Origin of the sequence: Paenibacillus sp. Marseille-Q4541 (assembly GCF_018310695.1) — a bacterium.
Classification (GTDB): domain Bacteria; phylum Bacillota; class Bacilli; order Paenibacillales; family Paenibacillaceae; genus Paenibacillus.
The window spans coordinates 53,282-78,173 of the sequence record NZ_JAGXCY010000001.1 but is presented as its reverse complement, the minus strand read 5'-3'; the positions used below and the strand labels follow the sequence as shown (position 1 = coordinate 78,173).

26 protein-coding genes are annotated in these 24,892 nt (G+C 42.7%); 25 read left to right on the top strand and 1 reads right to left on the bottom strand.

Annotated elements, in window-relative coordinates; genetic code table 11:
- Positions 1 to 45: 45 nt before the first annotated feature.
- Both KFT32_RS00350 and KFT32_RS00345 read left to right on the top strand, forming a co-directional pair.
- On the top strand, positions 46 to 636 hold the full coding sequence (locus KFT32_RS00350; protein WP_211745556.1) for a DUF1405 domain-containing protein: 591 nt from the start codon (positions 46 to 48) through the stop codon (positions 634 to 636).
- A 48-nt stretch (positions 637 to 684) separates the two neighbouring features.
- Positions 685 to 1,533 carry a sporulation protein YpjB gene (locus KFT32_RS00345; RefSeq protein ID WP_211744984.1) on the top strand — a complete coding sequence of 283 codons (849 nt, stop codon included), beginning with the start codon at positions 685 to 687 and terminating at the stop codon, positions 1,531 to 1,533.
- 29 nt (positions 1,534 to 1,562) lie between these two features.
- Here KFT32_RS00345 and KFT32_RS00340 read toward each other — a convergent pair whose 3' ends face one another.
- A complete protein-coding gene (locus tag KFT32_RS00340) occupies positions 1,563 to 2,426 on the bottom strand; it encodes a YitT family protein (RefSeq protein WP_249344796.1) in 864 nt (287 codons plus the stop codon).
- A 162-nt stretch (positions 2,427 to 2,588) separates the two neighbouring features.
- Here KFT32_RS00340 and KFT32_RS00335 point away from each other — a divergent pair, with 162 nt between their 5' ends.
- The 23 genes from KFT32_RS00335 (at position 2,589) to KFT32_RS00225 (ending at position 24,860) form a co-directional block, all read left to right on the top strand.
- Positions 2,589 to 2,918, top strand: a complete 330-nt coding sequence (locus tag KFT32_RS00335) for a nucleotide pyrophosphohydrolase (RefSeq protein ID WP_211744983.1) — start codon at positions 2,589 to 2,591, stop codon at positions 2,916 to 2,918.
- A gap of 52 nt (positions 2,919 to 2,970) precedes the next feature.
- Entirely contained in the window at positions 2,971 to 3,507 is a 537-nt protein-coding gene (locus KFT32_RS27535; RefSeq protein WP_211744982.1) for a tetratricopeptide repeat protein, read from the top strand.
- A 20-nt stretch (positions 3,508 to 3,527) separates the two neighbouring features.
- A complete protein-coding gene (dapB, locus tag KFT32_RS00325) occupies positions 3,528 to 4,331 on the top strand; it encodes a 4-hydroxy-tetrahydrodipicolinate reductase (RefSeq protein WP_211744981.1) in 804 nt (267 codons plus the stop codon).
- A gap of 46 nt (positions 4,332 to 4,377) precedes the next feature.
- Positions 4,378 to 4,806 (top strand): methylglyoxal synthase, encoded by a 429-nt coding sequence (mgsA, locus tag KFT32_RS00320; protein WP_211744979.1) that lies wholly within the window; start codon positions 4,378 to 4,380, stop codon positions 4,804 to 4,806.
- Positions 4,807 to 4,848: 42 nt separating this feature from the next.
- A complete protein-coding gene (bshA, locus tag KFT32_RS00315; protein WP_249344793.1) occupies positions 4,849 to 6,015 on the top strand; it encodes an N-acetyl-alpha-D-glucosaminyl L-malate synthase BshA in 1,167 nt (388 codons plus the stop codon).
- Between the two features lie 39 nt (positions 6,016 to 6,054).
- Positions 6,055 to 7,377 carry a CCA tRNA nucleotidyltransferase gene (locus KFT32_RS00310; RefSeq protein ID WP_211744978.1) on the top strand — a complete coding sequence of 441 codons (1,323 nt, stop codon included), beginning with the start codon at positions 6,055 to 6,057 and terminating at the stop codon, positions 7,375 to 7,377.
- Positions 7,367 to 8,368: a biotin--[acetyl-CoA-carboxylase] ligase gene (locus KFT32_RS00305; RefSeq protein WP_211744977.1), complete on the top strand. Its 1,002-nt coding sequence runs from the start codon at positions 7,367 to 7,369 to the stop codon at positions 8,366 to 8,368. Before KFT32_RS00310 ends, KFT32_RS00305 begins: the two co-directional genes overlap by 11 nt.
- 394 nt (positions 8,369 to 8,762) lie before the next feature.
- The gene (panB, locus tag KFT32_RS00300) at positions 8,763 to 9,635 is read left to right on the top strand and encodes a 3-methyl-2-oxobutanoate hydroxymethyltransferase (protein ID WP_211744976.1); all 873 of its coding nucleotides are present in this window, start codon (positions 8,763 to 8,765) and stop codon (positions 9,633 to 9,635) included.
- Position 9,636: 1 nt separating this feature from the next.
- Positions 9,637 to 10,536: a pantoate--beta-alanine ligase gene (panC, locus tag KFT32_RS00295; RefSeq protein WP_211744974.1), complete on the top strand. Its 900-nt coding sequence runs from the start codon at positions 9,637 to 9,639 to the stop codon at positions 10,534 to 10,536.
- Positions 10,529 to 10,912 (top strand): aspartate 1-decarboxylase, encoded by a 384-nt coding sequence (panD, locus tag KFT32_RS00290; RefSeq protein WP_211744973.1) that lies wholly within the window; start codon positions 10,529 to 10,531, stop codon positions 10,910 to 10,912. The genes panC and panD overlap by 8 nt, the downstream gene beginning before the upstream one ends.
- Before the next feature lie 93 nt (positions 10,913 to 11,005).
- Positions 11,006 to 11,635: a tetratricopeptide repeat protein gene (locus KFT32_RS00285; protein WP_211744972.1), complete on the top strand. Its 630-nt coding sequence runs from the start codon at positions 11,006 to 11,008 to the stop codon at positions 11,633 to 11,635.
- A 136-nt stretch (positions 11,636 to 11,771) separates the two neighbouring features.
- Entirely contained in the window at positions 11,772 to 14,648 is a 2,877-nt protein-coding gene (dinG, locus tag KFT32_RS00280; protein ID WP_211745553.1) for an ATP-dependent DNA helicase DinG, read from the top strand.
- 41 nt (positions 14,649 to 14,689) lie between these two features.
- Positions 14,690 to 15,349, top strand: a complete 660-nt coding sequence (locus KFT32_RS00275; protein ID WP_211744971.1) for a redox-sensing transcriptional repressor Rex — start codon at positions 14,690 to 14,692, stop codon at positions 15,347 to 15,349.
- Positions 15,336 to 16,637 (top strand): amidohydrolase, encoded by a 1,302-nt coding sequence (locus KFT32_RS00270; RefSeq protein WP_211744970.1) that lies wholly within the window; start codon positions 15,336 to 15,338, stop codon positions 16,635 to 16,637. The genes KFT32_RS00275 and KFT32_RS00270 overlap by 14 nt, the downstream gene beginning before the upstream one ends.
- 29 nt (positions 16,638 to 16,666) lie before the next feature.
- The gene (locus tag KFT32_RS00265) at positions 16,667 to 17,185 is read left to right on the top strand and encodes a cell wall elongation regulator TseB-like domain-containing protein (protein ID WP_249344790.1); all 519 of its coding nucleotides are present in this window, start codon (positions 16,667 to 16,669) and stop codon (positions 17,183 to 17,185) included.
- 178 nt (positions 17,186 to 17,363) lie between these two features.
- Positions 17,364 to 17,891 (top strand): hypothetical protein, encoded by a 528-nt coding sequence (locus KFT32_RS00260; protein ID WP_211744969.1) that lies wholly within the window; start codon positions 17,364 to 17,366, stop codon positions 17,889 to 17,891.
- On the top strand, positions 17,884 to 19,386 hold the full coding sequence (locus KFT32_RS00255) for an AAA family ATPase (protein WP_211744968.1): 1,503 nt from the start codon (positions 17,884 to 17,886) through the stop codon (positions 19,384 to 19,386). The genes KFT32_RS00260 and KFT32_RS00255 overlap by 8 nt, the downstream gene beginning before the upstream one ends.
- 138 nt (positions 19,387 to 19,524) lie before the next feature.
- A complete protein-coding gene (locus KFT32_RS00250) occupies positions 19,525 to 20,397 on the top strand; it encodes a 3-hydroxyacyl-CoA dehydrogenase family protein (protein ID WP_211744967.1) in 873 nt (290 codons plus the stop codon).
- Positions 20,394 to 21,599: an acetate/propionate family kinase gene (locus tag KFT32_RS00245; RefSeq protein WP_211744966.1), complete on the top strand. Its 1,206-nt coding sequence runs from the start codon at positions 20,394 to 20,396 to the stop codon at positions 21,597 to 21,599. Before KFT32_RS00250 ends, KFT32_RS00245 begins: the two co-directional genes overlap by 4 nt.
- 31 nt (positions 21,600 to 21,630) lie before the next feature.
- A complete protein-coding gene (gene asnS, locus KFT32_RS00240) occupies positions 21,631 to 22,926 on the top strand; it encodes an asparagine--tRNA ligase (protein WP_211744965.1) in 1,296 nt (431 codons plus the stop codon).
- Positions 22,927 to 22,946: 20 nt separating this feature from the next.
- Positions 22,947 to 23,651, top strand: coding sequence for a DnaD domain-containing protein (locus KFT32_RS00235; RefSeq protein WP_211744964.1), 705 nt, complete (start codon positions 22,947 to 22,949; stop codon positions 23,649 to 23,651).
- Between the two features lie 131 nt (positions 23,652 to 23,782).
- The gene (locus tag KFT32_RS00230; protein ID WP_249344787.1) at positions 23,783 to 24,376 is read left to right on the top strand and encodes an RNA polymerase sigma factor; all 594 of its coding nucleotides are present in this window, start codon (positions 23,783 to 23,785) and stop codon (positions 24,374 to 24,376) included.
- Positions 24,369 to 24,860 (top strand): anti-sigma factor, encoded by a 492-nt coding sequence (locus KFT32_RS00225; protein WP_211744963.1) that lies wholly within the window; start codon positions 24,369 to 24,371, stop codon positions 24,858 to 24,860. The genes KFT32_RS00230 and KFT32_RS00225 overlap by 8 nt, the downstream gene beginning before the upstream one ends.
- Positions 24,861 to 24,892 lie beyond the last annotated feature (32 nt).

Genomic DNA, 24,892 nt, shown 5'->3' with positions numbered 1-24,892 from the left:
ATCTACGTGTTATCCCTTTCTTTCTTCTGGAGCCGATCTGTGTTAATGAATCGCAGCTTTTTATGGCTCTTATTTTGGTGTAATGTGCTCGGCACAGTATATGGATACATATGGTATGGAAATCAGCTAGCATACACACTTGAGCATCATCCGGCAGGTCTACTCGTTTTTGTACCTGATAGTCCTACGGCAAGTCTATTCTTCACGTTGTCTCTTTTATTTTTGTTATATCCACCTTCCAAACGTTGGCTTCAAAGGGTTGGACATGTGATTCAGGGTCTTGCAGTTGTTACTTCCGTCAAGTATGGAGTATGGGCGGTAAGTATGATTGTAGCTGGGTGGTCTTTTGGAGGAGATGTGGCATGGCAGGATTTTATGCTGATTGCTTCCCATTTGGCTATGGCCATTGAAGCCCTTTTATATGTTCGCTTTTTCGGATTTGGAGCCATTAGCTTGATACTTGCTGCTGGATGGACATTATTGAACGATACGATGGACTATTCTTTTGAGATATATCCTTGGCTTCCAAGTGTACTTTACGATTATGTGGGTGGAGTTCGGATCTTTACATTTACATTAACCATCCTTAGTTTTTTAGCGGGATGGGCAGCATTAAAACAGGCGAAACGGATCTAGTTCTAGGTGGACATCTCTCTTCATACGATACAGTAGGAGGGGATGTCCTTGTTTTTGCGAAAAAAACGTTCTTCCTTAATAATAGTTGGCATGATATGTTGTACATTTATGAGTAACGTCCTACTACAGGACACCGCATATGCTGAAACGGCTGGAGTAGCGGATTCAAGCACTTCCAGCAGCGTTGAACAACTTAGTCAGGTAGCAACCTCCTTATATCGAAATGCGCTGGACTACAACCTTTCTGCCGTACGTGAAGATGTGGGGGAGTTAACGAGACAAGTAGAAAAATTTTCATTTGATGGATTAACTACAGTAGAAGGAATGCATGCTTTGACAGAGACGATTGTGGAAGTAAAAGAAGCTTCCGCAAGTGTGCAAGCGGCATCGGACTCCTTACAACATGCTTCTGCCAAGCTCAGACTGGCCGTTGATAGTTTAGCTCATCCTGATAAGGCATTATGGCTTCAGTACTACAAGATAATAAAAGAAGATTTATTATCAATTGAAGAGGAAGCTTCTAATGAAGAAGGAACGGCCATGGTCGCGAAATATGCTGAACTGGAAAGTCACTATGAAACCATTCGCCCTGCGGCGATTATCCGCAGACAGCCTTATGAAATTGAAAGATTTGATTCCTGGATGTCTTATCTAAAAGGACTTACATTACGTAATGGATCTGAGCCGCAAGACATTCTTGATGCGCTGAAACAGGGGGACGAATTTGCCAATGCCTTGTTTGGTAAGGAAAAGGATGAGACTGCGTTTGTTCCTTTTGCTGGAGGGCCTGAGCCATGGGCAGCAAATTTGTTCATTGGCTCCGCGATTGTGGCTGTCCTTGCCTATGTCGGTTATCGCAAATATCGAGGGATCAATCAATCTTTTTTTAAATTATAAAAGCGCAAAAATGGCCCGGATAATCCGGGCTATTCTTCTTTGAAACCTTCTCCATGTACATCATGTACATCATTGATAATTACAAAAGCTCTCGGATCGGCCGTTTTCACAATCTGGTGAAGCTCTCTCATCTCTTGCCTTGAAACAACACAGTAGGCCACATGTTTTGCTTGCTTAGAGTATGCCCCTACCGCTGGAATCAGCGTAACTCCGCGTTCCATCTTCACTGTTATGATGTCTGCTATCTCTGGAGCATGATCACTAATAATAGTGAATGCTTTGGCCGAATAAGCGCCTTCCTGAATGAAATCAATAACTTTAGATCCAATGAATACGGAAATGAGCGTATACAGTATTTTTTCAAGAGGTATGTAGATAAGGGAGGATCCGATAATAACAATATCTATGGCGAGCATAACTCGTCCAATGCTAATCCCTGTTTTTCTTGAAAGGATTCTTGCGATAATGTCAGAGCCACCCGTTGTGCCTCCCGCACGAAAAACGATACCAAGACCAAGACCAATCGTAACCCCTGCATACAAAGCGGCTAGTAAAAAATCATGTTCAGTTCGAAAAGGGATGATAAAGCCAGCTTCAATTAACTGCTCGAATAAACCGAGAAATAATGTCAAACAGGCAATGCCGACGCCTGTGTATAAAATTTGTCTTCCGCCTAATACTTTCCAACCTAATAGAAACAGTGGAATATTAATAATTAGCGTGGAGAGAGAAGGAGAAATGCCAAAAGCATAATTTAAGAGAACCGTAATCCCGGTAACTCCACCTTCCATTAGTTGATTCGGTATAATAAAATACAGCAGGCCGAATGCAAAAATTGCTGTGCCGAGAATAATCGGTAAAATGATTTTAAGTTGCTCCGTAAATTTACTCATTTGAATGGAATCCCTCACTAGAATCGATATTTGGGCTAGACGTTCAGACTTAGTATGCCTTTTTCATGGACGTTTAAAAAATCATTTGTTTTCACTTTCTCAATACGTTAACATATGGAAGAAGTGAGTTATAGACAAATGGTTAGTAAGGAGTATGCTCACATGGAAAAAAGTTTATTAGAAATGCAAAAGGAAGTAGATAACTATATTTCCCAGTTTAAAGAAGGTTATTTTAGCCCGCTATCAATGCTGGCACGAATGTCTGAAGAAGTCGGAGAACTTGCGCGTGAAGTAAATCACGAGTATGGGGAGAAACCGAAAAAAACGACGGAAGCAGACAATTCCATTGAGCTTGAACTAGGAGACATTTTATTTATAACGATATGTTTCGCGAATTCACTCGGAATTGATCTAACTGAAGCTCATGACAAAGTTATGCACAAATTTAATACACGGGATAAAGATCGTTGGACGAAAAAGGACACCGATTAGGCCATCCCTACATATGCTGTACTGACCGATTTTATGGGAGGTGCTAGCTACCGTGAATTCTGACTATTATATTCAAGAAGCGTATAAAGCCATTTTGCATAATGACTTTGAACTGGCCGTTTACTGGTTTGAAACTGCGATAGCAGAAGAACCGGATAATCCAGAAATTCATTATCGGTGCTCAATTACGTATGCACGAAACGGAAAGATGGATCAGGCTTTTGTTCATGCCAAAAGAGCGGCTGAAATGGCACCCGGACATACCGAATACCTTATCCACATTAACAGTCTCCAGTCTAAGAAATTGACAGCGATGTCTCGCGTACTCATGGAGTCAGAAGGTCCTGATACGAACATGAACCGAGAAAAAGCACTGGAACAACTGAAACAGGCAATAACACTTGATCCGCTTCATACGGAAGCGTATGTGTGGCTCGCTGTTGCTTATGCCGAGATGAAGGAATATATACTGGCTATTGCTGTATTAAAGGAAGCGATTGCCATGGAGCCGCAAAATGAACAGCTAACTGATCTGTTACAAGATTTCAATAAACGGATGAAATCAGATTTCCAGAAACCATCAACCTAGTTATCTAAGGAGTGTTCGTTTTGGCTGAGAAAATTAAAGTTATTGTCGTAGGTGCAGGGGGGCGCATGGGGCGCGAGGTTGTTAAACTTGTCCTTCAGGATGAGGAATTGGAACTTGTTGCTGCTGTAAACCGTTCAGGAGCAGGTACTGATGCTGGTCAATTCGTTGGACTTGAACCGTGTGGGATCATTGTACAGGATCAGCTTGAAAAGGCTCTTAGTGAGACGGAAGCTGATGTTATGGTTGATTTCACAACACCACAGTATGCTTATGAGCATACCTCCCTTGCCATCTCACACGGGGTTAGACCTGTAATGGGAACGACGGGATTTACCCCCGAGCAAATTAAGGAGCTGGACAAGCAGTGCCAAAGTCAGGGAATCGGCGGGTTAATTGCTCCGAACTTTTCTATTGGTGCCATCCTAATGATGAAATTTGCTGCTCAAGCTGCGAAATATATGCCTAACCTTGAAATTATTGAATACCATGGGGACCAAAAGCTGGATGCACCTTCCGGAACAGCGGTAAAAACAGCAGAAATGATTGCAGAGAATCGTAAAGAACTTCGCCAAGGGAATCCAAATGAAGAAGAGACTATTGAGGGATCACGCGGTGGTTATTACAACGGTTTCCGTATTCATAGCGTAAGGCTTCCAGGTGTATTTGCACAGCAAGAAGTTATTTTTGGGGATTATGGACAGACCTTGAAAATTAGACATGATTCCTATGAGCGTGCTGGTTATATGCCAGGCGTCAAAATTGGTGTTCAAAAAGTAATGGAATACACAGGAATGATTTACGGTTTCGATCATTTTATAGACTAGTCGTTTCACATCGAATCAATTCATGGACACAGGGAGAGGGACAGATATGCTAAAAATTGCTTTTATTGCGCATGACCGTAAAAAAGACGAAATGGTTAATTTTGTAACTGCCTATGAAAATGTATTTGTTGGACATCAATTGTATTCTACGGGAACTACCGGGCAACGCATCATGGCAGGAACCAATCTAGATATTCATCGGTTTATGTCAGGTCCACTTGGCGGTGACCAACAGATCGGTGCGCTTGTTGCACAAAATGAGATGGATCTTATTATTTTCTTGCGCGATCCATTAATGGCACAGCCACACGAACCGGATATCAATGCATTACTTCGTTTGTGTGATGTGCAAGGGATTCCACTCGCGACCAATATAGCCACCGCAGAAATTTTGGTGAAAGCATTGGATCGTGGAGATTTTGCTTGGCGTCAACTCGTACATAAATATAAACCGGGTACAGATACCGAAGTATAAACCAGGCAATTCATATTTCATATGTAAAAGGAGGCCCTTCTTTTGAGTCAAGCGGGTAAGCACTTGAAAATTGGGATAACCTGTTACCCGTCTCTCGGCGGATCGGGTGTCGTGGCAACAGAGCTTGGAAAAAGGCTCGCCGAAAGAGGGCATCAAGTTCATTTTATTGCGAACAGTATACCTTTTCGACTTGGGCAATTTCATAAAAACATATTTTATCATGAGGTGGAAGTGAACGATTATTATGTGTTTCGCTATCCTCCTTATGATTTATCCTTAGCAACCAAAATGGCACAAGTAGCCAAAGCCCAGCAGCTTGATCTACTTCATGTTCATTATGCAGTTCCTCATGCGGTCTGCGCCTACTTGGCGAAACAAATGGTTCCGGATGATTTAAAAGTAGTGACGACGCTCCATGGAACAGATATTACCGTACTGGCACAGGATGAATCGCTCAAAGATTTGATTCAGCTCGCTATTAACAAAAGTGATGCGGTGACAGCAGTGTCAAAGGATCTGATTCGGGAGACGCACGAACTATTGGATATTACGCGCAAGATTGACCTTACTTACAATTTTGTGGATGAAAGAGTGTATTATCCAAGAGATGCTGCTTCACTGCGAAGAGATTATGCCCAAAATCAGGAGAAGGTACTGATGCATATCTCCAATTTTAGGCCGGTGAAGCGTACTCTTGATGTGATTGATATTTTTGCAAGAGTTCAACGTGAGCTTCCTGCTAAGCTTATATTGGTTGGAGAAGGTCCGGACTTACCGAAAATTCAGTGCAAAATTCATGAACTTGGTTTGTCTGAACATGTTTTCTTACTTGGAAAACAGGATGATGTAGCTCAGGTGATTTCTATGGCAGATCTATTACTGCTCCCATCCGAAAAAGAAAGTTTCGGGCTTGTTGCACTCGAAGCAATGGCTTGCGGTGTACCAACCATCGGCTCAACAGCGGGAGGGATCCCGGAACTAGTATTACATGGACAGACGGGGATGTTGTCTAGCATCGGGGATACGGTTCAAATGGCGAAAGATGCCGTTCGATTGCTGAAAGATGATGAGATGATGAATAACTTTAAGAAAGCTTGTCTCGAAAGAGCATGCGTTGATTTTAATATTGATAAAATAACTGAGCAATATGAACTGATTTACGAGCGGGTTCTGTCTGAAAAGTCGATAGAAATCAATTCTGTAAAGTAACCTGGCGTGAATGAGGTCCGGATAAAGGAGTAAGTGTTAATGAAAAATTGGAATTACATTCTTCCAGCGATGGCTGCTGGGGGAGAACAAGTATTACAAAAACTAAATGACCATGGTTATGATGCTTATTTTGTCGGGGGATGTGTGCGGGATGAACTGATGCAAAGAACGGTTACCGACATGGACATTACGACTTCAGCAACGCCTGATCAGGTCATTACTCTTTTTCCGGACTCCATTCCTACAGGTCTTCAGCACGGAACAGTTACGGTTCGCAGTGGTGGGCATCATTATGAGGTGACGACCTTTCGTACCGAGAGTGGATACGAAGATTATCGCAGACCGACCGAGGTGCACTTTGTTGATCGAGTAGAAGAAGACTTGAAACGCAGGGATTTCACGATGAATGCCATAGCGCGCAATGTAAAAGGGGAGCTTCTCGATCCTTTTCATGGGCAAGAGGATATTAAGCTTGGTCTTGTAAAGTGTGTAGGGATTGCAGAGGATCGATTTGAAGAGGACGCCCTTCGTATCATGAGAGGCGTTCGTTTTGCTTCGGTTTTTAATTTTGATCTGGATTCAGATACGTGGGCAGGTATGTTGCGCCAGCGCGACAAACTTGGTTACATTGCTATGGAACGAGTTCGTACAGAGATGGATAAAATGATGGCAGGACCTTTTCCTTCCAAAGGGGTTCAGCTCCTAATGGACAGCCGGTTGACCGAATATGTTAAGTCTCCCATCAGCTTCATCACAATGGACCGAAAATGGGTTACATATTTGGACAAACTTCCGCAAAATGCTGTGTATCGCTATGAGATGGTGTTGTTGTTACTTCAGATTCGTTCTACTGATGCCAATACTTTGCTGCGAGAATGGACCTTCTCGGGTGAGACACGTGATCGAATTACAAAGATGCTTGCATTCCATGAAGAAATCTTGGCCTCGCTTGAAGCGTTAAATTTACAGGATCAATCGAATGAGACAAACGGACATTACTCAGCGCTGCGCACAAACTGGATTTCCCTAGTTCTGCACTTAGGAATTGAAGCCGCCCAAGATTGGTTAACGATTAATAATCAATTATTAAAAGAAGAGGGTATCTTTTCTTCAGCCTATAATGAACACTGTCCTTTGTTGCTTCGGGAAGCGGACAGCTGGACAAAGGAAATGGGCGTCTACCAAGTGAAAGATCTCGAACTCGGAGGAGCCGATCTGCTTAGAGAAACGGGACGAAAGGGTGGGCCTTGGCTTGGTCGTACGATGAAGATACTACTGCATGAAGTGGCGCTTGGACATATCCCGAATGTTCATGACGATCTATTACAGGCTGCAAAGAAGGTGATAGAAGATGAAATATAAAATGTTACTGGATTTATTTGAAGAACGCTCGAATGATTTTCTTTCTGGGGAAGAAATAAGTAACCGACTGTCAATTAGTAGAACGGCAGTATGGAAACAAATTAATCAACTGAGAGAATTAGGCTACGAGTTTGAAGCTGTGTCTCGCAAGGGCTATCGTTTAATTTATCAACCTGATCAATATCATCAGGATGAAATTATGCAATATGTTAATACAAACACTTTTGGAAGACGAGTTCATCTCCTTGAATCCACTTTTTCAACGCAAGTTGATGCCATTAAGCTTGCAGAAGAAGGAGAGAAGACTGGGACACTCGTTGTTGCAGATATGCAGACGAATGGTCGAGGCCGTCAGGGGAAAAATTGGTTTTCTCCCGCAGGTAAAGGGATATGGATGAGCCTCATCTTGCGACCAGAATTACCTATCCGATATATGCCACAGTTAACTCTGTTAACAGGGGTCGCAGTATGTAGTGCTATCCGTAACGTTACAGGAGTTGAAGCCGGTCTTAAGTGGCCGAATGATATTCTGGTGGATGGCCGTAAAGTGTGCGGAATCCTCTTGGAATCTGCTACGGAAGATAATAAGGTAAGATACTGTATTGCCGGGATTGGTATCGATGTTAACTTGTCTGAGCAAGATTATCCGGAAGAGCTGAGCAGCATCGCCACCTCACTAAAAATAGAATCAGGTTCTATGATTTCTCGTTCCAAGCTGATTGGTGAAGTCATGAATGAACTGGAAGCGAGATATGAGCAGTATGAAAAAGAAGGTTTCGCTCCCATTTTAAAAGAATGGGAAGCACTTTCAGCCTCTCTAGGAAAACAAGTACGTACCGAGACTCCTAATCTTGTAATCGAGGGAAAGGCAATCGGCTTATCGGATAGTGGCGGGCTCATTGTTTTGACGAAGGAAGGCAAAAAGTCCACCATTTTTTCTGGGGAAGTGGAGATACTACAACCAGAGCAGTCCAAACAAAGCAATTCATAAAATTTATGTTTGATTCATGCATGGTTCATTATGTTAGCTTTAGGTTAATTATTCCGAGGGCATAGACATTTGCTCTTTTTTTGGTATACTTTTTTCTTGAGGCGGTATTGAATTGCAAAATTTGAACTGCACTCGGCAAGCAATTTTTATAAAATTTATTAGCACGAAAGTTTGTTGGATTCTGCTCTGAGCCGAAGAGGACCGAGACAGAAGGGACGATCGTTAAGTGACTCTTTTTTGACTTTTGGGACCTTTTTAGTGAGAACTAAAAGGTTTTTTTGTGTGTTTATATGTAAACCTTAGGGCCCGGCTGAAGAGAATCCGTAGGAAAATCACAGCTTTACATCATCTAAGACTTACGGTCAATTTCAGAACAGAAGGGAGCCACATCAAAATGGCTACAGTAAAAAAACCACTTAATATTGTGAAAATGAAAAAAATGAAAGAAAATCAAGAACCACTGACGATGGTTACTGCTTATGACTATCCATCAGCATTACTTGCGGAGGAAGCGGGAGTTGACATGATTCTTGTCGGGGATTCACTCGGCAACGTTGTGCTTGGGTATAATTCAACGATCCCTGTTACCATTGACGATATGGTGTACCATAGCCGCTCTGTGGCACGCGGAGCACAGAATACATTTATTGTTACCGATATGCCTTTTATGACGTATCACGGCAGCATTGACGAAAGTTTACGTGGTGTACGCAGACTAATGCAAGAAGGCCATGCACATGCCGTTAAGCTAGAAGGTGGCGCTGAGATTGCAGATACAGTTCGTACCATCGTGTCCTCCGGTGTGCCTGTTCTCGGTCATATTGGCCTCACTCCTCAGTCTGTAAATCAAATTGGAGGATTCCGGGTGCAAGGGAAGGACGCAGCAGATGCGAAACGATTGCTGGAAGACGCAAAAGCGTTAGAAGCAGCAGGAGCTTTTGCAATCGTACTTGAGCTTGTAACAGAAGAAGTAGCTGAAGCAATTTCTCGCGAATTATCCATTCCTACAATTGGTATTGGTGCAGGTAGAGGTTGCGATGGGCAGGTTCTTGTGTTTCATGATATTGTTCAGTATGCATCGCCTTATATACCTAAACGTTTTGTTAAAACTTACGGCGACGTAGGTACAGTGATCCGTGAAAGTATTGCTAATTATGTAAAAGAAGTAAAAGATAAATCTTTCCCAGCTCAGGAACATGTATTTACAGCCGAAGACGGTGTCGTGGATTCCCTATACGGAAATCGTAAAGTAAAGGTGGAGAACTGATATGATTACCGTTCGTGGTATTCAGGAACTAATATCCCAGATCACAGCTATGAAAAAAGACCTATCCAAACCCGGTGTAACGGTTGGATTTGTTCCAACCATGGGATTTTTGCATGAAGGTCATGCCAGTTTAATGAAACAAGCCAGAAACAAAACAGATATTGTTGTGCTTAGTATTTTTGTGAATCCGATCCAGTTTGGTCCGAATGAGGATTTCGAAAGTTACCCTCGTGATGAGAAGAGAGACCTTGCGGTTGCCGAAAAAGAAGGAGTAGATATCGTATTTATTCCTAGTGTAGAGGAAATGTATCCTCAGCCAACCAAGACGACAATTCAAGTCTCTGGGTTGACTGAACGCCTCTGCGGAGCTTCTCGTCCAGGTCATTTTGATGGGGTAACGACTGTCGTGGCCAAACTATTCAATATTGTACAACCAGACTTTGCATTCTTTGGTATGAAAGATGCCCAGCAAGTCGCTGTACTGACTCAAATGGTGAATGATCTCAACATGCCTGTGACTATTGTACCTTGCCCGATTATGCGTGAGACGGATGGACTCGCACTGAGCTCCCGTAACGTTTATTTAAGCGCCGAGGAGCGCTCACAGGCGCTAAGCTTGTCACGTTCTCTATCGGTCGCTCAGAAAGCGAGTGAAGAACGCGAAGACATAACCATTAGTGAGCTTCGCAATCTGGTCATATCGGAAATTACGAAATCACCTGCAGCTGTCATCGATTATGTAGAAGTTCTGACCTTCCCTGGTCTACAACCTCTGGCAGAGGAACAGCAGCTGGAACAAATTCAAGAGGATGTCATTGTGGCATTAGCTGTTAAGTTTGGCAAAACTCGTTTGATTGATAATCATCGTTTAAAGAAAGTGGAGGTGCTCTCCCGTGTTTAGAACATTAATGAAGTCCAAAATTCATCGTGCAACTGTAACGGAAGCTAATTTGAATTATGTGGGAAGTATTACGATCGATCGCGATCTGATGGATGCGGCTGATATTTTTGAAAACGAAAAGGTTCAGATTGTGAACAATAACAATGGAGCAAGACTGGAAACGTACGTCATTCCTGGGCCTCGCGGGTCAGGAACCATTTGTCTAAATGGAGCAGCAGCTCGCCTGGTTCAACCAGGAGACACGGTCATCATTATTTCTTATGCCATGATGTCTACTGAAGAAATGGCCAATCACAAGCCAACCGTTGTATTTGTCAATGACGTAAACAAGCCAGTTCAAACGGTTCAGCAGGAAGTTCACGCCACCATCATGTAATCCATGGGAATGAGGAATGAAAACCACCGATTACGCAGAAAATGTGATTAGGTTACTGCACTAATCCATTTAACCGAGGGTGGGATGCAAGCCATGTTTCAACATCTTTTTGCTGAAATGAACGATGCGCTGGATGAAATTGAAAAGTATTATTCTGCTGCACCTGCCGAAAAGAAACAAGAACTTTTGCGAAAGTGGAACTTGCTAAAACAGATGAGTGATGGAATTATGGACGATTGGATGTCATTTGAAGAAAAAATGGCACGCATCCGGGAAAGTGGATTGTTCCGGGGGACGGATCCCTTTACCATGATTCCGGAACTTAAGCTTCAATCCTTTGTCAAAGGACAGGGGTATTTCAAACTTCTCATGTATCAGCATGCGGCTGAAGAATTTGCCAGAGTTGTTGAAATGTACCCTGAAAGCTTAATGTCTCGTCTGTACTTAGCCATGTCGTACCTTCATCTTGAAGAGACACATGTTGCCGCCAAGGAATTAAACCGGATTCTGCTAAACAGTGATCAGCCCAGATTAAAAGCACTGGCTTATAATGCACTTGGATGCATTCATGCCAAACATACCGATTTGGAACAAGCACTATCCTGTTTTGCTCTTTCTCTGCAACATGATCCGTCCTTGCCGGAGCCACTTTACAATCTGGAAGCCTGCAGATCCAAAAGTGGCAAGCTCCAGTATGGAACCCAACTGCTTGCTCTGTCTTAGGGATGCTTTAAAGGCAGTGCGCTCAAAAAGGTGATGTCTACTTCATGTGACATCGCCTTTTTTTGTGTCTCATGTTCAAAAGTCTTTTTTTTTGCTATGCTACTAAAGAGACTGGATGAAGGGAACGTTTATTGTAATGAAATTTGCTGTGCTTGATTTTGAGACGACAGGTACCCAGTCCGATGGTGAAATTACCCAGGTTGGACTTACCATAATAGATCATGATTTAAGTATAAAAGAAACATATAGCTCTTATGTCAATCCAGGCGTTCCTATTCCTCCCTTTATTACAGGGCTTACTGGAATATCGGACGACGATGTCAAAGATGCACCTCATCTTGAAGAGATGATGATGGAACTGGTTCCTCTGCTTGATGATGTCGTATTGGTTGGTCATAATGTAGCCTTTGATTTTTACTTTTTGCAAAATGCCTTGGATCGGTGCGGATACCTTCCGTTCACCGGTCGAATTTTGGATACGATGGATTTCTTAAAGATCTGTTTTCCTTCGTTATCCTCCTACCAACTGGGGTATGTTTCTTCTGAGTTTGGATTTAAACATGACAGGCCGCATCAGGCGGATAGTGATGCCCTTGCGACCGCACATGTATTTCTGAAAAGCATTGAGGAACTTAAAAATTTGCCTTTGATTACGCTGCAACGCCTTACAGATCTTTTTTCGGCGGAAGACAGCGATTTGGGCTGGTTTTTTGATGGTTTACTCGCAGAGAAGGAAATGGAACCCATTCAAGATCTGGAAGGTCAGAAATACTACAGACAATTGGCGTTAGCCATTGATGATTGGTCTACGATAGCTCCTCCACGAGATGAGCGTGCTGCGAATCCTTTAGAGAATGAGTCCTTTAGTGCGTATATGGAGAAGGTTCAACAAAGTCTGAAGGAAAAACTTCCTCATTACGAACAGCGGGAAGCGCAGAATATGATGTTCGATGAGGTCAGCAAGGCGCTCTACGAAGATAAGCATTTGCTGATTGAAGCGGGAACCGGAACAGGAAAATCCCTTGGTTATTTATTACCCTCGATTTATCAAAGTGTTAAGCAGGAGACCAAGGTTACGGTAAGTACCCACACGATAAACCTTCAGGAACAGCTACGTGAACGTGATCTTCCACTATTAACGAAGGTGGTTCCTTTTCCTTTCAAAGCAGCTATTTTCAAAGGACGTGGTCACTACCTTTGTCTGCGTAAATTTGAACAAAAGTTAAATAATAAAGAATTTGTTACACCAAAAGAAGATGTATTTACGGCTGCCCAAATGTTAGTATGGCTTACACAAACAGAAACCGGCGATGATGAAGAACTGAATCTGAGCCATCGGGGCACGGATTTCTGGGAGACCGTGCAAAGTGAGTCCGAGTCGTGTCTTGGACGAAGTTGCCCATGGTTCAAAAAATGCTTTTATCACCGAGCACGCCATGAAGCGGGGATTGCGGACGTAGTTATTACAAACCATTCCAAACTATTCACTGATGTAAAAGCAAGTCATCAATTGCTCCCAAATTATGATTACCTGGTTATTGATGAAGCACATCATCTGGAAGATGTGGCTGGTAAGCATCTCGGAATGCATATGAAGTACTTCTCCGTAGTCCATACCCTGACCCGATTGTTCAAGGATAGCCGTAATGGACAATTTCCTACGTTGCGTCAGCAAATCATGCAGTCGGGGAATGAAAAGAGCGTAGCGTGGACTTCTGCTATCGATGAGTTATTCCCATTTGCTCTTGAAGCAAAGGAAGAATGGGACACACTAAGCGAAATGCTATTTAAACTGTTACCGGAAAGAATGGATGCTGCTCCTGGAGAATCCGGACAGTTTTCGCTAAGATTAAAGCCACAGGCGAAGCCCAAAGCATGGGACAAACTTTCAAAGCATGAGAATCAGTTTTACGTTACGGTTAGTGAAATGGTACGTAGGGCAGATACTTTGCTTAGCGAGGTGCGAGAAGAACTGGACGATTATGCTTCGGACAGTTTGATCACGGACATTACTGGCCTTGTCAAAGATTTAGCTGGTCTGAAGGACAACTTGAGACTCTTCATGCGGCTTGATGACACAGGTACTGTGTACTGGCTCGAAGCAAGCGGTCAGTTCAAGAGTAAATCTCTACAGCTGTATGCAGTACCTGTTGATGTAAGTTCGCACCTGAAGGAGATGTTTTTCGATAAAAAACATAGTGTCGTTCTTACCTCGGCGACCTTGTCCGTAGATAAGTCTTTTCAGTTTATGATTGATCAGCTCGGACTTTCGGAAGCACAAGAAAAGGGAAGGTTAATGACATCACTGCTACCTTCTCCTTTCAATTACAGAGATCAGGCGCTTCTCGTCATTCCTCGGGATTTCCCAAGTGTCAAAGGGAGCGTAGGTGATGATCACTTTGTAAGTACGCTGGTTACGTCACTTGCAGAGACAGCGAAGGCGACAAGAGGTCGAATGCTGGTTTTGTTCACTTCTTACCGTATGCTGAGACAAGTACACGAGCCTTTAAAAGAAACACTTGCAGCTAGTGACATTACTGTACTCGGTCAAGGTGTAGATACGGGCAGTAGAACGAAGCTTACACGCCGGTTTCAGGATGCCAAAGCTTCTGTCCTGCTTGGAACAAGCAGCTTTTGGGAAGGTGTGGATATTCCGGGGGAAGCACTATCTTGTCTTGCCATTGTTCGTTTACCATTCCAACCTCCTAGCCATCCGGTGGTGGAAGCCAAAAGTGAATTACTTCAACAAGAGAAGAAAAATCCTTTTATGAAACTTTCTGTGCCCCAAGCTGTTATCCGGTTCAAACAAGGTTTTGGGCGACTGGTTCGAACAGCGAAGGACAGAGGGATCGTTATTGTTTATGATACAAGGGTAATTGAATCTTATTATGGCAAATATTTTTTGTATTCCCTGCCAGGTCCCAAAATGGAACATATGACTACTGAGAAGATGGTTCCAAGAATTAGCGAATGGCTAGTGGAACACAAAGCAGAAGAAAAAGAGAACGAATAAAATAGAATTTTTTGTTTTTGCAAAGTAAGGGGGAGTTAACGATGAAGTCAGAAAAAATTTCAGAGGCAGTCGTTCGTCGACTGCCCGTTTATCTGCGGTATTTGCAGGAGCTGTTCAAAAGGGAAGTAACAACGGTCTCTTCTCAAGAGCTAGGGCTGAAGCTGGATCTGAATCCAGCTCAAATCCGTAAAGACTTGGCCTATTTTGGTGATTTTGGACGGAAGGGTATCGGATACGATGTTGCTTATTTGATTGATAAGATCAGACAGATCCTTAAGATTGATCAAGTTATAAATGTTGCCCTCGTGGGGGCCGGTAATCTCGGTCATGCCTTGTCTAACTATAACAGGTATGTAAAAGACAACATGAAAATTGTTGCTGTTTTCGACTCTTATGATAAGAAAATTGGAACAAAGATCAATACATTAACGGTTCAGCCTATGGATGAACTATGTAAGACAGTGGAAGAACTAAATATTCGGATTGGAATTATTACGGTGCCTGATTCCGAAGCGCAGCGTGTTGCGGATAACATGGTAGAAGCAGGAATAGAGGCGATCCTTAATTTTGCTCCCATTATCATTAAGGCACCACCGCATATTCGAATTCATACGGCTGATTTCACAACCGATTTATTAAGTTTGGCTTATTATTTGGAGAACGAAGCAGGAAAGGAAGCGACTGAAGATGTCAAGTCATAAATGGCTCATTAAGAATGGACAGTTTGCCGTTAGCGATCCGGAATGGCGTATTGTAAAAGGGTATATGCTTGTAGAGAACGATAAGATTGCCTACATAGGCGAGGAACTCCCTGAAGGGGAAGAAGAAACAACTACTTTTGACGGGAATCATCTTTTGTTTATTCCTGGCCTCATCAATACACATGGTCATGCTGCAATGTCTCTTCTACGGGGCTACGGAGACGATCTCGCGCTTCAAATCTGGCTTCAAGAGAAGATGTGGCCAATGGAAGAGAAGTTTACAGCAGACGATGTGTATTGGGGAGCCTCTTTATCTGTACTTGAGATGATCAAAGGTGGCACAACAGCTTTCCTCGACATGTATGATCAGATGAATCAGGTGGCCAAAGTAGTTGAACAATCTGGGATCCGTGCAAGTTTGACTCGTGGCGTCATTGGCTTTGGATCGGATGAATTAAGAGCATCTAAGCTTGCCGACGCAACTGGTTTTGCGAAGGAATGGCATGGACAAGCGAATGGCAGAATCACGACGATGCTGTCCCCGCATTCCCCGTATACCTGCGGACCTGATTTTATCGAGAAGTTTGTACAAGCTGCACATGACTTGGACCTTCCGCTTCATACGCACATGTCCGAAACAAAGGCAGAAGTTGAGCAAAATGTAAATGAGTATGGTCTGCGTCCAGTAACTCATTTGGAGAAGCTAGGCTTCTTCTCTCGTCCTTCTCTCGTGGCACATGCAGTTCATCTAACAGATGAAGAGATTGAAGTGCTTGCAAAGTATAATGTGGCTGTAGCTCATAATCCAGGAAGTAACCTGAAATTGGCAAGTGGCGTAGCTCGTGTCCCGGAACTGCTGAAAGCTGGCGTTGTCGTTTCGTTAGCAACGGATGGACCTGCAAGCAACAATAACTTGGACATGTTTGAAGAAATGCGCCTTGCTGCTCTTATTCATAAAGGGGTAACAGGTGATCCGACGGCAGTTCCTGCTACAGAAGCGCTTCGCATGGGTACGGAGTATGGCGCAAAATCTATTTATGTAGAAGATACAGGTTCTCTTGCTGTAGGCAAAAAAGCAGATTTCGTAGCCATTGACCTAGATCAAGCACACTTTTTACCGTATACGGACCTGATCTCACATGTTGTTTATTCTGCAAGTGCGAAAGATGTTAAGCATGTCTGGGTTGATGGTAAACAGTTGCTAAAAGACGGAGAAGCTCTTACTTTGGATGAAGAACGAATTAAGAGAGAAGCAGAGTCTGCTTTTAAAGGACTGACGACCCGCTAACGGATGACGGGCGAGAAGGGAGTCCCGCTTTGAGGAGAAATCGAAGAAAATGGATATATATCAGCATTCTTGCTGTGATACTTATCCTGTTTGGTATTTATCAGTTCTATGTTTATATTATGAAAGATCAGTGGGCCGAAAAAGACGTAGCCGTGTCTATTGCCCAGCAACAGGCGAATTTGACTTCCGTTACCAAAACTCAAAAGTCAGTGTGGGGCGAAGACTCAATATACTGGACCGTGGAAGGGCTCAATAGTGAGAACAAGCCCGTTATGGTATGGGTACAATTCGGAATGGATAACAAGCCAGTTAATGGAAAAAATAGTGTTCACAGCGAACTGATTGAAAATGGTGTATCGGAAGATGAAATTTACGCCAAAATCATTTCAGAGTTAGGAAATATTGAAATTATCCGTTTGCAACCAAGCTATTATAATAAAACATATGTGTGGCAACTTTTTTATAAACAAGAGGGTCAATATTTCTATCGATTCTATCAATTCAGTGATGGAGCCGAAATAGGAAACGGATTTCAATTGCCTGATTAATAATCAACAGATATAAAAAAACAAACCCCGAATGGTCTGTAAATAGACGATTTGGGGTTTTTTGATGGTAACTTTGAAAAATTATTCATAGTTTAGATTTCACACGTTCGATATGGTATGCTATATTCATAGCTTTTTTATAGAGAAAAAAAGGATAGAATATGAGGGAGGTTGTCACTTGAAATTACGTCCCATTCCAATTGCAATTACTGTGTTCATTACAGCTACACTGCTATTTGGCGGATGGTTTGTTTATCGTGAGGTGGCAATGTATAAACCAATTGAAAAATTGGTTTCAGCATATCAAGGTGTGAACAACGTCCAAGTAGATATTAAACCAAATGAAGTTACTTTGAATCTCGACCTGGAGCCTCAGACCAATGTTAGGGGTCTAGTAGAGCATATTCATACAGATGGCAGTCAGTATTTGAAGGGCAAAAAGTTAAATCTTGATGTGAAGAATCATTCTACAGATGAACTGGATGATTTTTGGTCCAGTGCTCTTTTTACGGTAGCTGAAGCGATGGAAACAAGACAATACACTCAGATTCCAGAACAACTTCAGAAAATGAGTGAAGGTAAAATACAAGTAGATTACGATATGGATGATAAGAATGTATATGTGAGTCTATCCGATGGAGAGGCGAGCAAGTTTATTATCTTGCCGAGACAGCCGGCAACCATGGGGGTGTGGCCAAATGCCTAATTGGACTAAGGAAGTTTTGATAGGAGCAACGCCTGTCGTTCTGTTATTTCTCGTTTATATAGGGGTTAACGTTGTGCCGATCCTGCTTATGGGTCTCCTCGTTGGAGGTGTTTTTCTTCTGATGCAAATGCGTGGAGGTCTTACGGTTGGAGCAAGCAATGAAAAAAAACGTAAAAAAGCGGGTCCTCCCAAGCTAACTTTTGAAGAAATTGGTGGCCAGGATAGTGCTAAACAAGAGCTTAGGGAAGCACTTGATTTTCTCATTAGACATGACGAAATACAGAAATTTGGTATCCGTCCACTGAAAGGGATTTTGCTAACCGGACCTCCGGGAACAGGTAAAACACTGATGGCTAAAGCTGCTGCTCATTATACTAATTCGGTGTTTATTGCTTCCTCAGGTAGTGAGTTCGTAGAGATGTATGTGGGTGTGGGTGCAGGGCGTGTTCGCGAGTTGTTTCGGGATGCGAGAACTCGTGCAGCTAAGGAAAATAAAGAAAATGCTATTATCTTTATTGACGAAATTGATGTTATTGGCGGTAAGCGTGAAGGTGGCCAGCAACGTGAATACGATCAGACGCTGAATCAGCTTCTTACCGAAATGGATGGTATTTATACTTCGGATGCTCCGCGCATTCTGATTATCGCGGCGACGAATCGGAAAGAAATGCTGGATAGTGCTCTTCTTCGTCCAGGACGTTTTGATCGACATATACAGGTTGATCTACCAGACAAGAAAGGTCGCAAACATATTTTAGAGCTACATGCCAAAAACAAGCCGCTTGCTGCTGATACGAGTATGGACAAAATTGCCGAAGAGTCTTACGGTTTCTCTGGTGCCCAATTGGAAAGCCTGATGAACGAAGCTGCTATTTATGCCATGCGGGATGATAGTAAGCAAATTTCTCAGAAGCATCTATCTATGGCTATTGATAAAGTCATGATGGGAGAAAAGACGGATCGAGAATCGAATGAAGATGAGAAAAAACGGGTAGCTGTGCATGAATTGGGACACGCGATTGCTGCTGAAGCGGTACGGCCCAATAGTGTGGGACAGGTTGCCCTTAGCCCTCGGGGTCAGGCTCTTGGTTATGTCAGACATAACCCTCAAGAAGAGCAATACTTATATACGAAAGAATTTTTGGAAGCCCAAATCATGATTGCGCTGGGTGGTGCGGCTGCAGAAGAAATTTATTACGGCGGCCGAAGCACAGGCTCAAGAAACGATTTTGAACAAGCTCTGGATATTGTAAAAACGATGATCAGCTCCGGTCTAACGGAACTGGGTATTGTACATCTGGAGATGGTTTCCCAGGCAGAGATGTTAAAGGAAAATTCAGCCATATTAAATGAACTTTTTTCACGTACAAAACAGCTATTGATCGATCATAGTACTATTTTTGACCAGTCTTTAAGCATTTTACTGAAAGAAGAAGTGTTATCTGGTGATGAATTCCGTAACTTATTCAAAGAAAGTACATTAATGCCAGCATAATTCATATTATGCTGGTTATTTTTTTTTACTTTTGATTCATGCTAAGATATTATTATATGTTGGGTCATAAAAATGTATTTTTCGACAAAGAAAGATACAAAATATTACAAGAGACCAGGAAGGGATGGAGCAGTAACCATGTTGTTCAAAAAGATAGGAGTTATCGGCGGAGGTACGATGGGTCAAGGTATCGCAGAAATGCTTGCAGCCAAAGGCCTCGACGTCTTGCTCGTAGAACAAACCCCTGAGAAATTAGATTATTCAATCTCTATGATTGAAACAGGGCTAGATAAGAAATTGGAGAAGTGGGCTATCACCCAAGCGGAGAAAAAATTGATTCTATCCAGAATCCATAAAACGAACGGATTTGAGGATCTGTCTGCTTGCGATTTGATCATAGAAACCATTACTGAAGATTTGGAAGAGAAGAAAGTCCTCTTCAGACAACTTGAAGAAGTGATTGGTAAAGATATCATTCTGACAAGTAATACTTCTACACTCAGCTTGACTGAACTTGCAAGTGCAACAAACTCACCTGAACGTGTAATTGGACTTCACTGGACACATCCGGTATCCAGCATTGATATGGTTGAAATTATTCGTGGTCTTAAAACATCGGATGAAACTTTCAATTTCACGAAGCAATTTGCAGAAGAAGTACTTGGTAAAAAAGGGATCATGGTATATGAATCCCCAGGCTTTGTAACTTCCCGTCTTATCTGCCTTCACATTAATGAAGCTCTTCATTTGCTTGAAGAAGGCGTAGCTTCTGCTGAAGATATCGATGAAGCGGTACGCATCGGATACAAATTCCAACACGGACCTCTAGAAATGGCGGATCGTTTTGGACTAGATTCAGTTCATGCAGCCCTTGATGGTATGTTCCGTGAGTTTGGCGAACTGAAGTATAGACCTTCTACCGTTTTGAAAAAGATGGTTCGCGCTGGACAACTCGGCGTAAAAACAGGGGAAGGCTTCTTCAAGTACGACAAGGATGGTGACCGTGTATGAAAATTTTAGTTATTAATGCAGGGAGTTCTTCTCTGAAATATCAAGTGTACGACATGACAGATGAGTCTGTACTTGCAAAAGGACTTGTAGAACGAATCGGTATGGATTCCTCCATTTTGAATCACAAACCTACGGGTAAAGAAGAGGTTACCGAAGTTAGTGAAATTCTAGAACATACGACTGCAATTCGTAAAGTACTGGACAAGCTGACACACGAAGAACACGGCGTAATGAAGTCCATCTCGGAAATTCAGGCAGTAGGTCATCGTGTAGTACACGGTGGTGAAACTTTTAAAGAATCCGCTCTTGTAACGGATGAAGTAAAAGCGGAAATCCGTCGTCTGATCGACCTTGCACCACTTCATAATCCAGCTGCTATGATGGGTATCAGTGCTGCTGAAGTTAATATGCCAGGTGTACCGCAAGTTGTCGTATTCGATACTGCATTCCATCAAACGATGCCTGAACACGCATATTTGTATGCTATTCCACGTGTACTGTATAACAAGTACAAAGTACGTCGTTATGGTGCACACGGAACTTCCCATTACTATGTGAGCCAAATTGCTGCAGAGTATCTTGAGCGTCCGATTGAAGACCTGAAAATTATTACTTGTCACGTAGGTAACGGTGGTAGTTTAACAGCAATTCAGAATGGTGTATCTGTTGATACTTCGATGGGAATGACACCACTCGAAGGTCTGATGATGGGAACACGTAGTGGTGACCTTGATCCAGCTATCGTACCATACGTTATGAACAAGGAAGACCTGACAGTCAACGAAGTCAATTCCATGCTGAACAAACATAGTGGATTGCTTGCGATCTCCGGTGTAAGCAGTGACATGCGTGAAATTACAGAGGGAATGGAGAAGGGTGAACCTAACTCTACTCTTGCTTTCAATATGTATGAGTACCGTCTTCGCAAATACATCGGTTCCTATGCAGCAGCTATGAATGGCGTCGATGTTATCGTCTTCACAGCAGGGGTAGGAGAGAACTCCGTTGTACTTCGTCAGCGCGTTCTTGAACAATTGACTTATCTCGGTGTTGAGGTTGATGAGGAACTTAACAAAATTCGTTCTGGTGAGCCACGTCGAATTTCTACAGCGAATTCCAAAGTAGAGGTACTCGTTATCCCAACGAACGAAGAGCTCGTTATTGCTCGCGACACGAATTGTATTGTCGAAGCAACACAATAATTACTATTTTATAAACAGGGAGAGATCGGGCATGAGCACGAAAAGTGACATTCGCCATGTCAGCAGGCATGTTGGAGAAACCGTAACGATTGGAGCGTGGATTAATAACAAACGTTCCAGCGGTAAAATTCAATTTTTACAGCTTCGCGATGGTACTGGTTATATCCAGGGTGTAGTTGTGAAAAGTGAAGTTTCCGAAGACATTTGGAACGATGCAAAAAGTCTTACACAGGAAAGTTCACTTTATGTAACGGGAGTAGTTCGGGAAGAACCGCGTAGTCAGTCCGGGTACGAACTTACGGTTACAGGAATTGAAATCATTCATCTAACTGAAAATTATCCGATTACGCCTAAAGAGCACGGCGTTGATTTCTTGATGGATCATCGTCACTTGTGGCTTCGTTCGAACAAGCAGCGTGCGATTATGGTTATTCGTGCGGAAATTATCCGTGCGGTTCAGGAGTATTTTGATACGAACGGATTTACGATTGTAGATCCTCCGATCCTAACTCCTTCTTCTGCAGAAGGTACAACGAACCTGTTCCACATTAAATATTTTGATGAAGATGCTTATCTGACACAAAGTGGTCAGCTCTATATGGAAGCTGCTGCGATGGCTCTTGGAAAAGTATATTCATTTGGACCTACATTCCGCGCTGAAAAGTCTAAAACTCGTCGTCACTTGATTGAGTTCTGGATGATCGAACCTGAAATGGCGTTTGTGGATCATGAAGAAAGCCTTCGTGTTCAGGAACAGTTTATTTCACATGTAGTTCAGTCGGTTGTGAAAAACTGTCGTAAAGAGCTGGAAAGCATCGGACGTGACATTTCCAAACTGGAAAACATACAAGCTCCATTCCCTCGCATTACTTATGATGAGGCGATTACATTCCTGCAAGGAGAAGGTTTTGACATTCCATGGGGCGAAGATTTTGGTGCTCCTCATGAAACAGCGATTGCCGAGAAATATGACAAGCCTGTCTTCATTACCCATTATCCTGCAGGTATTAAAGCATTCTATATGAAGCCAGATCCGAACCGTCCAGAGGTTGTACTGTGTGCGGATATGATCGCTCCAGAAGGATATGGAGAAATCATTGGTGGATCGCAGCGTATAGATGATCCAAAACTGATGGAAGAGCGTTTTGAAGAACACAATCTGTCCCGTGAAGCTTATCAGTGGTATCTAGATCTTCGTACTTACGGATCAGTTCCTCACTCCGGTTTTGGTCTTGGACTAGAACGTACGGTAGCTTGGATTTGCGGACTTGATCATGTACGTGAAACTATTCCATTCCCACGGACGCTGTATCGTCTCTACCCATAAGTACCATAGGAGGGATGTAAATGGGCGAACCAGGTGAGGGAGCATGGGCAAAAGGCGTTGCTTACGGAATGGCCATGGGGAGCGTACAGCTCCCTTATGCTCTGTTACGTTATTACACCCGACTTGGATTGTCAGACGGTGAATTCCTTCTTCTTCAACATCTGATAGCATATCAGCAGCTGGAAGGGAATGAATTCCCTACTCTGGAGGAATTGGCGTCTCGAATGAACATAGCACCGGAACAGGTTGCTCGAGGTCTACAAAGACTGATGAGAGATGGTTTTGTAAGTATCGATGAGGATATGGACGAAGCAAGGGGCATACAATATGAGCGATATAACGTGCTTGGATTATATGTGAAACTTGCCGAGTGCTTGAAGGAGGATTCATCTTCTCTTATCTTTGGTCGTAATTCAGCAGAACCATATCAGCACAATTCCATACCAGCGATGGAAGAAGTGGAAGAGAAGAATATGTTCCGTGTGTTTGAAAAAGAGTTCGGTAGGCCTCTTTCTCCAATGGAATACGAGACGATTTCTGGTTGGATGGATCAGGACAGATATCCGGAAGAGTTAATTTTACTTGCTCTGAAGGAAGCTGTGTTTGCTGGGAAGGTCCATTTTAGATATATTGATCGTATCTTGCTAGAATGGAGTCGTAACCGAGTCAAGACAACCGAGGATGTAAAAGCATACACCGCCCGCTTCCGAAGCGGAGGACGTTAATTGTATAGGTAATATAAGGCACCTCTTTATAAGGGGTGTCTTTTTTCTGCTTTTTTAGCCACAATAAGATCATAGATTACTAGATTTCAAAAAAATAAAAAAATATTTTATAAAACTTGCAGGGGTATGTCTTGTTCATACGTCTATTGATATGGGGAAGGAGGAGAGAAGCTATTGATGAAGCTAGGTTAATTGAACAAATTGTGCAAGGAGATCATGCTAAATATCGCGAAATTATTGATGCTTACAGTAAACATATTTTTCAGGTAACCTATTCGGTACTTCATCATGTCCAGGATGCGGAAGATGCGGCACAGGAAGCTTTTGTGCAGATTTTCAAATCTCTCCCCCAGTACCGATCGGAAGGATTTAAGACATGGATTACTAGAATTGCACTGCACAAAGCGATTGATGCGAAACGAAAATTAAACCGCAGAGCTACAACAGAAGCGGGTCATGACGATGAAGTGATACATATACCCGACCGTCATGCGGATACGGTGTATCAACTGATAAAGAAAGAGAAACAATATGAGCTTTTGCAAAAGATTAGGATGCTCCCTCCCCAGCATCGTGATATTATCATCCATTATTATCTGAAAGAGAAAAATTACGAACAAATTGCAGAAGAATGTAATATTGCAATTAAAACAGTAGAATCCAGGCTTTACCGGGCAAGATTGTGGATCAGGAAACATTGGAAGGAGGAAGAATGGCGTGGATAAACATAACAAAGACCGTTTTACAGCCTATATTACAGGAACACTTACACCAGCAGAAAGAGATGAAATGGATCAATTGCTCGCTCAAGATGAAGAAGCGCTTGCCTCCTATCTGATGTCTCTTGAAATGCTTGTTTATAACGATGGAATGGAGAGCAAGAACAATAGTGAGATGTTTTCGTTTCCGAATCTTCCGAATCAAGAGGAATTTACGGACCATATTATGAAGCAGATTGCTTCATCCAGACGGAGTGAGGAAAGAAAGAAGAAGTCTTATAGAATAAAATGGAGGGACATCCTCAGTCATAAAATGGTTCACTATACAGTGGCAGCATCCATCACGGTTCTTTTTATTTCAACAGGTGTTTTTGACCAGATCGCTTCTGTCAATCTGAACAAGGGACAGACAGGTGGAACGCAGCCTTACAGTGAAATAATGACCCAAAAAGCAGCAGGCTGGCTCGATTCTCTGAAACCAAAGCCTTGATGAATATAATTGGATCCAATAGAAAGGAAGGA

What these genes read in the sequence shown, in the direction of transcription:
- KFT32_RS00350 (WP_211745556.1), top strand. Translation starts at nt 46, where the DNA reads ATGAATCGCAGCTTTTTATGGCTCTTATTTTGGTGTAATGTGCTCGGC.
- KFT32_RS00340 (WP_249344796.1), bottom strand. Translation starts at nt 2,426, where the DNA reads ATGAGTAAATTTACGGAGCAACTTAAAATCATTTTACCGATTATTCTC.
- KFT32_RS00335 (WP_211744983.1), top strand. Translation starts at nt 2,589, where the DNA reads ATGGAAAAAAGTTTATTAGAAATGCAAAAGGAAGTAGATAACTATATT.
- mgsA (WP_211744979.1), top strand. Translation starts at nt 4,378, where the DNA reads ATGCTAAAAATTGCTTTTATTGCGCATGACCGTAAAAAAGACGAAATG.
- KFT32_RS00310 (WP_211744978.1), top strand. Translation starts at nt 6,055, where the DNA reads ATGAAAAATTGGAATTACATTCTTCCAGCGATGGCTGCTGGGGGAGAA.
- KFT32_RS00305 (WP_211744977.1), top strand. Translation starts at nt 7,367, where the DNA reads ATGAAATATAAAATGTTACTGGATTTATTTGAAGAACGCTCGAATGAT.
- panB (WP_211744976.1), top strand. Translation starts at nt 8,763, where the DNA reads ATGGCTACAGTAAAAAAACCACTTAATATTGTGAAAATGAAAAAAATG.
- panC (WP_211744974.1), top strand. Translation starts at nt 9,637, where the DNA reads ATGATTACCGTTCGTGGTATTCAGGAACTAATATCCCAGATCACAGCT.
- KFT32_RS00285 (WP_211744972.1), top strand. Translation starts at nt 11,006, where the DNA reads ATGTTTCAACATCTTTTTGCTGAAATGAACGATGCGCTGGATGAAATT.
- dinG (WP_211745553.1), top strand. Translation starts at nt 11,772, where the DNA reads ATGAAATTTGCTGTGCTTGATTTTGAGACGACAGGTACCCAGTCCGAT.
- KFT32_RS00275 (WP_211744971.1), top strand. Translation starts at nt 14,690, where the DNA reads ATGAAGTCAGAAAAAATTTCAGAGGCAGTCGTTCGTCGACTGCCCGTT.
- KFT32_RS00270 (WP_211744970.1), top strand. Translation starts at nt 15,336, where the DNA reads ATGTCAAGTCATAAATGGCTCATTAAGAATGGACAGTTTGCCGTTAGC.
- KFT32_RS00255 (WP_211744968.1), top strand. Translation starts at nt 17,884, where the DNA reads ATGCCTAATTGGACTAAGGAAGTTTTGATAGGAGCAACGCCTGTCGTT.
- KFT32_RS00250 (WP_211744967.1), top strand. Translation starts at nt 19,525, where the DNA reads ATGTTGTTCAAAAAGATAGGAGTTATCGGCGGAGGTACGATGGGTCAA.
- KFT32_RS00245 (WP_211744966.1), top strand. Translation starts at nt 20,394, where the DNA reads ATGAAAATTTTAGTTATTAATGCAGGGAGTTCTTCTCTGAAATATCAA.
- asnS (WP_211744965.1), top strand. Translation starts at nt 21,631, where the DNA reads ATGAGCACGAAAAGTGACATTCGCCATGTCAGCAGGCATGTTGGAGAA.
- KFT32_RS00235 (WP_211744964.1), top strand. Translation starts at nt 22,947, where the DNA reads ATGGGCGAACCAGGTGAGGGAGCATGGGCAAAAGGCGTTGCTTACGGA.